Genomic DNA, 7,951 nt, shown 5'->3' with positions numbered 1-7,951 from the left:
GGACCGTTGGCGCCATGGATGGCGCCATCGAGCCCCCATGGACGGGTTCACGGCGTGTCCCGCGAATCCACCCCGCCCGGCCCAGCTCGCAATGCCAATCGACTGCCAGTCGACCCACCTCCGACACCCACGAGGGGCTGCGCCGTTGGCTGGAAACCCCCGTTTGTTAGCCGGAAGTTAAGGATCTGTAAGCATTCTGCAGTGATCCGGCAGTCATCTGCATGCAACCGATCGTCATTAGCCTTCGTGACGTTCCAGTCAGCTTGATCGCGGTAAGCTCTATCCCGATGAGCTCGCAAGTACCGCTCATCGTGTGCAGTACGCAGTAGCAATTTGGAGGAAGACATCACATGGCAATTGTTCTTTATGTCGGTGGTAGCAAGGATGGCGAGAAGGGCGTGGTGCCCTACGGCTTCAGCAAATCCCGCGCCGACACCGCGCTGGGGCCGGAGTTCTACACCGAGCGGTTCATGGAACTGCAGGGTGTCGGCAAGGTCCGGTTGATGGCCCTGGAAAGCCTGCGCGACGACATCGTCATGCAGCGCGCCGCCCGCCACTATCGTTGACCCCGTAGCACGCGGCAGGGCGCGCCCACCATCGCGCGCCCGCGCCGGCAGTGGGCCCGCCCCCCCCGCCCGGATGCCGGCGTCCAGACCGGCCGCCGGAGGCTGAATCCCACCGCCTGTCAACGCCTTGTCCCGCTTGGCCGTGGGTTGCCAGAATGGGGCCTTCCCGTAACGCGGCCCAGACCTGAAGCAATGCACGACGCCAAGAACGCCCGGAGCGCGCTCGCCCAGCAGATCGCCCAGACCATCGCCGACGAGATCGGTGCCCAGTCCGCCCAGGTACGTGCCGCGGTCGGCCTGCTCGACGAGGGCGCCAGCGTTCCGTTCATCGCCCGCTACCGCAAGGAAGTGACCGGTGGCCTGGACGACACCCAGCTGCGCAACCTGGAAGTACGCCTGACCTACCTGCGCGAGCTGGAAGACCGCCGCGCCGCCGTGCTGGCCAGCATCGGCGAGCAGGGCAAGCTGAGCGACGCGCTGCGCAACGACATCCTCGCGGCCGATACCAAGAGCCGCCTGGAAGATCTGTACCTGCCGTACAAGCCCAAGCGCCGCACCCGCGCGCAGATCGCCCGCGAGGCCGGGCTGGAGCCACTGGCCGATGGCCTGCTGGGCGACCCCACGCAGGACCCGCAGGTGTTCGCTGCCACCTTCGTCGATGCTGAAAAGGGCGTGGCCGATACCAAGGCGGCGCTGGAAGGCGCGCGCGCGATCCTGATGGAGCGCTGGGGCGAAGATGCCGCGCTGGTGGGCGAACTGCGCACCTGGCTGGGCGAAACCGGCGTCATCCGCGCCCGCGTGGCCGAGGGCAAGGAAACCGAGGGCGCCAAGTACCGCGATTATTTCGAACACGCCGAATCGCTGGCGAAGATTCCCTCGCACCGCCTGCTGGCGCTGTTCCGGGCGCGCCGCGAAGAGATCCTGTTCCTGGAGCTGGACCCGGGCAGCGATGCCGAAGCCGGCCACCAGTACGCCGAAGGCCGCGTGGCGCGCAAGGCCGGCATCGCCGACCAGGGCCGCGCCGGCGATCGCTGGCTGCTCGATGCCTGCCGCCTGACCTGGCGCGCGAAGCTGCACACGCACCTGCTGCTGGACCTGTTCAACCAGGCCCGCGAGAAGGCCGAGGCCGACGCCATTGCCGTGTTCGGTGACAACCTGAAGGACCTGCTGCTGGCCGCGCCGGCCGGGCCGAAGACCGTGCTGGGCCTGGACCCGGGCATCCGCACCGGCTGCAAGATCGCCGTGGTCGATGCCACCGGCAAGCTGGTGGCCACCGAGACCATCTACCCGCACGAGCCGCGCCGGCAGTGGGACCAGTCGCTGCAGACGATCAGGCAGCTGTGCGCCAAGCACAACGTCGAACTGATCGCGATCGGCAACGGCACCGCCAGCCGCGAGACCGACAAGCTGGCCGGTGAGGCGATCAAGGCCGCCGGCAACCCGAAGCTGCAGAAGGTGGTGGTCAGCGAGGCCGGTGCCTCGGTGTACTCGGCGTCTGAATTTGCGGCCAAGGAGTTCCCCGGCCTGGACGTGTCGCTGCGTGGCGCGGTGTCGATCGCCCGCCGCCTGCAGGACCCGCTGGCCGAACTGGTGAAGATCGAACCCAAGGCGATCGGTGTTGGCCAGTACCAGCACGACGTGGACCAGTACCGCCTGGCGCGGGCGCTGGATGCGCGCGTGGAGGACTGCGTGAACGCTGTCGGCGTCTACGTCAACACCGCGTCGGCCGCGCTGCTGTCGCGCGTGTCCGGCCTCTCGTCCACGGTGGCCGAGAACATCGTGCGCCACCGCGATGACAACGGCCCGTTCAAGCGCCGCAAGGATCTGCTGAAGGTCGCGCGCCTGGGCGAAAAGACCTTCGAGCAGTGCGCCGGCTTCCTGCGTATTGCCGATGGTGACCAGCCGCTGGATGCCTCGGCCGTGCACCCGGAAGCCTATCCGGTGGTCGAGCGCATCGTCGCCAGCACCGCGCGCCCGATCAAGGCGCTGATCGGCGACGGCAGCTTCCTGCGTGGCCTGAAAGCCGAGCAGTTCACCGATGCGACCTTCGGCGTGCCGACCGTGCGCGACATCCTCAAGGAACTGGAAAAGCCGGGCCGCGACCCGCGTCCGGAGTTCAAGGCGGCCCGCTTCGCCGAGGGCGTGGAGGACATCAAGGACCTGCGCGAAGGCATGGTGCTGGAAGGCGTGGTCAGCAACGTGGCAGCCTTCGGTGCCTTCGTCGACATCGGCGTGCACCAGGACGGGCTCATCCATATCTCGGCGCTGTCGGACACCTTCGTCAAGGATCCGCGCGACGTGGTCAAGGCCGGCGACATCGTCAAGGTGAAGGTGCTGGAGGTGGACGTGCCGCGCAAGCGCATTGCCCTGACCCGGCGCCTGGACGACACCCCCGGCCAGGCCACCAGGCGGCCGGGCCAGCGCGAGGAGCGCGGCCAGGGGCAGGGGCCGCGTCGCGATGCAGGCGGCCCGAACCGTGGCCAGAACCGCGGGCAGGGCACGGGCGGTCGCCCCGCGCAGTCGGCGCCACCGGCCAACAACGCCCTGGCCGACGCCTTCGCCCGCGCCAAGCGCAGCTGACCTCCGCCCCCACCCGCGCTGCGGCCCGGGTGGGGGGACTTGTCGAGGTTCCCCCACAGTGCGCACACTTGCGCCCATGGGGGGCCATCGGGCCGTCCCGACGTCGCCGGGGAGGGCCGTGGCGCCAATCGTACCCGCCAGCATCCATCACGGTTGCAGCCCACTGCTGCGGCCGGCGTGCGCGTGCGCGCAGGGCACGGGGCGCTGATGGGCGGCCCCGGCAACAACGAAGGCACCCTGGTCGAGCGCCGCCTGCTGGAGCTGGCCGAAGACCGTCGCCGCCTGGCGATGATCATTGAAGGCACCGCCGCCGGCACCTGGGAATGGAACGTGCAGACCGGCCAGATGCGCATCAACGCGCGCTGGGCGGAGATCGTCGGCTACCGCCAGGAAGACCTGGAGCCGGTAAGCCAGGACACGTTCCAGGCACTGGTCCATCCCGATGACCTGGCGCGTTCGGATGCGGCGCTGGAAGCGCATTTCCAGGGGCACACCGATCAGTACGCGTGCCTGCTGCGCATGCGCCACAAGGACGGCCGCTGGATCTGGATCCACGACCGCGGGCGCGTGTTCGAGTGGGACGGGCAGGGGCGACCGCTGTGGATGGCCGGCGCCCATGACGATGTGACCGAACTGCAGCAGGCCCGGCAGGACGCGGCGGAAATGCGCCAGCGGCTGCAGGCGCTGGTCGATGCATCCGACGAAGTGGCCGTGATGGCCACCGATCCGCAGGGCATGATCACCCTGTTCAACACCGGTGCCGAGCGCCTGCTGGGCTATTCGGCCGACGATGTGGTGGGCCGGGTCGACCCGGGCATCTTCCATGAGCCTGAAGAGATGGCCGTGTTCCTGGCGCCGCTGGCCGATGCCGAGGGGCGCCTGCCGACGATGTTCCAGGCCATGACCGCGCAGGCCCAGGGCCGCACGTTCTCGCGGCAGTGGACCTTCCTGCGCAAGGATGGCCAGCGCCGCCAGGTGCGCCTGTCGATCAGCCGCATGGACGGTGCCGACGGCCAGCGCATCGGCTACGTCGGCATGGCCATCGACATCACCGAGATGCAGCAGGCGCGTGCCGATGCGCGGCTGGCGGCGGACAAGTTCGCCGGTGCGTTCACCTCGGCGGCGCTGGGCATGGCCCTGGTCTCGCTCGAAGGGCGCTGGCTGGACGTCAACAACGCGCTGTGCCGGATCCTGGGCTACCCGCGCGAAGAGCTGCTGCAGGTGGATTTCCAGCGCCTGACCCATCCGGCCGACCTGCAGACCGACCTGGCCCTGGTGCAGGACCTGCTGGCCGGCCGGCGCAACTACTACCACCTGGAAAAGCGCTACCTCAACCGCGATGGCAACACCATCTGGGCGCGCCTGTCGGTCTCGCTGGTGCGCAACGAGCGCGGTGAGCCGCTGCATTTCGTGTCGCAGATCCAGGACGTCACTGCGCAGCGCAGCAGTGAGCAGCGCCTGTACGAAACCGAACAGCGCAGCCGCATCACCCTGGATGCCGTGACGGACCTCGTGCTGAGCGTGACCCTGGAAGGACGTATCGAGTATGCCAACGCTGCGGCCGTGCGCATCCTTGCGGGTGATAACGCGCTGGCTCTGGCCGGCCACAACGTGCAGGACGTGCTGTCGCTCACCACCGAATACGCGCCCGGCTCGGTGCTGGACGTGGCCGTACTGCTGGACCCGGACAGCAATGCCGTGGACCTGCATGCTGACCTGCTGATGCGGATGGGCGCAGCCACAGTGCCGGTGGACCTCACCCGTGCCTGGCTGCGCGACGACGACGGCCACGTGCGCGGCGCGGTGTGGGTGCTGCGCGACGATACCCAGCAGCGCGCCCGCCAGCGCGAGCCCCGCCACCTGGCCGAGATCGACCCGCTGACCGAGCTGGGCAACCGCCGCGGTTTCGAGGCGCACCTGCAGCAGGCGATCACCCGCGTCGAGCGCACCGGCCAGGCCGCCTCGCTGATGTTCATCGACCTGGACCGCTTCAAGCCGGTCAACGACACCTGGGGCCATCTGGCCGGCGATGCCGTGCTGTGGGCAGTGGCCAGCGTACTGCGCCACGGCGTGCGCGATTCGGACATCGTGGCGCGGCTGGGCGGCGACGAGTTCGCGGTGATTCTGCCTGGCTGTGGCCCGCGCCGTGCCGCCCGCATCGGCCGCGAACTGCTGCAGACCCTGGCCGCACTGTCCATTCCGTGGGACACGGCACGGCTGCGCATCGGCGCCAGCATCGGCATTGCCCCGCTTGAGACGGGCATGACCGTGGATGAGGCGGTGGCCTCCGCCGATGCCCAGTGCTACCGGGCCAAGGCCATGGGCCGCAACAACGTGCAGGTGCAGGGCGAACTGGGCGAACTGCCCGGCGAGGACAACGAGCCGGGCTGAACCGGTGCGTACCGGGCGCCCGCATGAAGCATGTTTCATTTGCCCGCACCGGCCGATTTGGCGAGCATGGGCGAGTCTGGACTTCAGCGGTGCCCATGTCGCGCGTATTGACCATCGAGGACGATGCCATCACCGCCCAGGAAATCGTGGCGGAGCTGGGCAACCATGGGCTGCAGGTGGACTGGGTGGCCGACGGCCGTGAAGGCCTGGTCCGTGCCGCCAGCGGCGACTACGACGCCATCACCCTGGACCGCATGCTGCCCGGGCTGGATGGGCTGGCCATCGTCACCACCCTGCGCCGCATCGGCGTGCAGACCCCGGTGCTGATGCTCAGCGCGTTGTCCGACGTGGACGAGCGCGTGCGCGGCCTGCGTGCCGGCGGCGATGACTACCTGACCAAGCCGTTCGCTTCCGACGAGATGGCTGCGCGGGTGGAAGTGCTGCTGCGTCGCCGCCAGCAGCCGGCCAGCAACGAGACCGTGCTGCGCGTGGGCGACCTGCAGCTGGACCTGCTGGCGCGCACCGCCCACCGGGGTGGCCGCAGCCTGAGCCTGCTGCCGACCGAGTTCAAGCTGCTGGAATACCTGATGCGCAACGCCGGGCAGGTGTTGACCCGGATGATGCTGTTCGAGGAAGTGTGGGGCTACCACTTCGACCCGGGCACCAACCTGATCGACGTCCATATCGGCCGCCTGCGGCGCAAGCTCGACCAGGCCGACCTGCCGTCGCTGATCCGTACCGTGCGCGGCAGTGGCTATGTCCTCAGCGAAACTGTCTGACGGCTGGCGTTCGTCCAGCAGCCGCCTGCTGGGGCTGTACAGCCTGCTGTTCGTGGCGTGGTCGTGCGTGCTGCTGGGCGTGCTGTACTGGCGGGTGTCGCTGTACCTGGACGAGCTGGCGCAGTCGGCGGTCCTGCAGCGGGCGCACCTGTTCGAACACTTCACCGGCGACGCGCTGACCGAAGCCCTGCGCGAGAACCGCCGCTACGACCTGCATGGCATCGACGCCTACGGGCTGTTCAGCCCGCAGGGTCAGCCGCTGGCCGGCGTGCTGAAAACCCTGCCGGCGCAACTGCCGCGCGATGGCAGCGCGCACCCGGTATCGGGGCTGCCGATCACCGATGCCAACGCGCAGGGCAAGCGTGGCTTCGGCCTGGCGATGCCGACCCGCGATGGCCGCATCCTGGTGCTGGTGCGCTACAGCGGGCCCTTGAACGAGGTGAATCACCTGATTCTGGATGCGCTGCTGTGGGGCGTGTCGCTGACCCTGGTGCCCGGCCTGCTCGGCTGGCACCTGCTGCGCCGGCGGCCACTGCGGCGCATCCAGGCCATTGAACAGGCCACCGCGCAGATCGTGGCCGGCAACCTGGGGCAGCGCCTGCCGTTGTCCAGCCGCCGCGATGAACTGGACATGCTGGCTTCGATCGTCAATGCGATGCTCGACCGCATCGAGCAGTTGATGACCGAGGTCAAAGGGGTGTGCGACAACATCGCCCACGACCTGCGCACGCCGCTGACCCGGCTGCGCGCGCAGCTGTACCGCATGCGCCAGCAGGTGGGCGATGGTGAACCGCAGGCGCTTGCGCTGGAGCAGGTGCTGGACGAGACCGATACGCTGATGGCGCGTTTCCGCGCGCTGCTGCGTATTTCCGAGCTGGAGGACCACCAGCGCCGCTCCGGTTTCGTCGCGCTGGCGCCGGAGGCGCTGCTGCAGGAGATCCATGCGTTCTACGCGCCGCTGGCCGAGGAAAAGGGCCAATGGCTGGAGCTGGAACTGGCGGCGGACCTGCCGGGCGTGGTGGGTGATCGCGGGCTGTTGTTCGAAGCGATCGGCAACCTGCTCGACAACGCGATCCGTTTTGCGCCGGAGGGCGGCCGGGTGCGGCTGGCCGCGCGGGTACAGGACACTGCCACGTGCATCGTGGTGGAGGATTCCGGCCCGGGCATTCCCGAGGCGGAGCGCAGCCTGGTGTTCCAGCGGTTCCATCGGGCCGATGCGAGCGAAGGCGGGGGGTTCGGCCTGGGCCTGTCGATCGTGGCGGCCATTGCTGGCCTGCACGGGTTCCGTGTGACGGCCGGGGAGTCGCGGCTGGGCGGTGCCAGTTTCAGCCTGCTGTGCCGGCCGCAGGTGCTGTAGGGGGGGTTCTTCTGCAGGGCTTGCAGCCCTGCACCTGCTGCAATCAACTTCAAAAGCCTGCATTCCGTGGGATGGCGGGGTGGGTCCGGTTGCTGACGGTGGGTGCCGACCGCTGGTCGGCGCGGAGTCGGATATCGATGTCTGACAGAGGTGTCGACCAAGGTCGACACCTACCAACAGCCGGCGTTGCCAGTAGATCCACGCCATGCGTGGATGAATTCATTCGCTATCTGACAGATGTGCCGACCAACGGTCGGCACCCACCAACAGCCGCCGGC

At 68.7% G+C, this 7,951-nt stretch carries 5 protein-coding genes; all 5 read left to right on the top strand.

The features are described 5' to 3' along the window. Window positions 1–350: 350 nt before the first annotated feature. Window positions 351–566, top strand: coding sequence for a hypothetical protein (locus IAE41_RS21040; protein ID WP_025879252.1), 216 nt, complete (start codon window positions 351–353; stop codon window positions 564–566). Between the two features lie 192 nt (window positions 567–758). Further along, entirely contained in the window at window positions 759–3,146 is a 2,388-nt protein-coding gene (locus IAE41_RS21035; RefSeq protein WP_200734435.1) for a Tex family protein, read from the top strand. 207 nt (window positions 3,147–3,353) lie between these two features. Further along, window positions 3,354–5,537, top strand: a complete 2,184-nt coding sequence (locus IAE41_RS21030) for a PAS domain S-box protein (RefSeq protein ID WP_200734436.1) — start codon at window positions 3,354–3,356, stop codon at window positions 5,535–5,537. Window positions 5,538–5,632: 95 nt separating this feature from the next. Further along, entirely contained in the window at window positions 5,633–6,316 is a 684-nt protein-coding gene (locus tag IAE41_RS21025) for a response regulator transcription factor (RefSeq protein WP_079222289.1), read from the top strand. Then, window positions 6,294–7,673, top strand: a complete 1,380-nt coding sequence (locus tag IAE41_RS21020; protein ID WP_200734434.1) for an ATP-binding protein — start codon at window positions 6,294–6,296, stop codon at window positions 7,671–7,673. Before IAE41_RS21025 ends, IAE41_RS21020 begins: the two co-directional genes overlap by 23 nt. The last annotated feature ends 278 nt before the right edge of the window (window positions 7,674–7,951 follow it).

It is taken from the genome of Stenotrophomonas sp. S39 (assembly GCF_016624665.1).
GTDB lineage: Bacteria > Pseudomonadota > Gammaproteobacteria > Xanthomonadales > Xanthomonadaceae > Stenotrophomonas.
The sequence above is the reverse complement of the archived record's forward strand: the minus strand, read 5'-3'. Positions and strand labels throughout refer to the sequence as shown.